Here is a 929-nt window from a genome sequence, read left to right as displayed (position 1 = left end):
GGAAAACTACAACAAAAAATCTTAAGATTGTGCCGGAAGGTATCGATTCTGAGCTGGCTAATAATTTTCAAAAGCTTTACGCAAGAGCTGTTTTTGATTTCGAAAAAAATCGGATTTATGCTCAGCCTTCCTTAGAATCGTTAGGGAAAACAAGCTTTACATCATCGATCCGCATTCCAAGGGAGTTCGAATAGAACCAATGCCTGAGATGAAAGCCGTTGAGGAATTTTCAGGGACTTTCATTACCAAATCGGGTGAAGGTACGATGTACCGCTATTTTGGAGTAGGGAGTTTTACAACCATTGAAAATGGTCAATTATTGATTTCTTCGGGGGCAATGAGTGGGATTTATCGACTTAACCCCAAGTTGGACAGTTTGTATTTTATACCTATTCAACACCAAAATTTCCCCAATCGGATGGAAGTTACGGTGAATAATTCACCTACCGATGAGGCGCAATTTTCCGAGGACCGACGAAAGGTCTACGAACAATTGAACTACATGGAACCGCGCTGGGATGAGAGCAGAGAAATGTTTTTACGACTGGGTAAAAAAACATTTTTGGGTGAAAGACGAGAAGATCCATCTACTTATGAGGTTTTCTTTTCGTCTTATGACCAAGACTTCAANGTTTTTGGGCGAAACCAAAAATTGAAGGCTTAAAACAAGTTCCGGGAAGCTGTTTTTTGGAAAGACGGCAAGCTCTGGTCCTATGTCAATGTTGAAGATGAATTGGGTTTTGCGGTGATTGACTTTAAATTTTAGACCTATATAGTCAGAAAAGAAGCACCACTCGATTGAAAAAGCATTTAAGGACCTTTTCAACATTGTTGTAGAAAAAAGCATCAACCTACTCAACTTCTTACCCTCTCCTAATCCCTAAATCAGGAAATTATATCCGGTCCAGGACTTTAGCACTTTTCAAAAT

2 protein-coding genes are annotated in these 929 nt (G+C 39.4%); both read left to right on the top strand.

The features are described from left to right. Positions 1 to 194, top strand: a 194-nt coding sequence (locus ADIWIN_RS21200; protein WP_040756617.1) for a hypothetical protein, incomplete at its 5' end; no start/stop codon positions are given. A gap of 5 nt (positions 195 to 199) precedes the next feature. After that, positions 200 to 664 carry a DUF4221 family protein gene (locus ADIWIN_RS05415; protein ID WP_020898111.1) on the top strand — a complete coding sequence of 155 codons (465 nt, stop codon included), beginning with the start codon at positions 200 to 202 and terminating at the stop codon, positions 662 to 664. The last annotated feature ends 265 nt before the right edge of the window (positions 665 to 929 follow it).

The sequence above is a fragment of the Winogradskyella psychrotolerans RS-3 genome (genome assembly GCF_000427335.1).
Classification (GTDB): Bacteria; Bacteroidota; Bacteroidia; order Flavobacteriales; family Flavobacteriaceae; genus Winogradskyella; species Winogradskyella psychrotolerans.
This window is presented reverse-complemented; position numbering and strand designations above follow the sequence as displayed.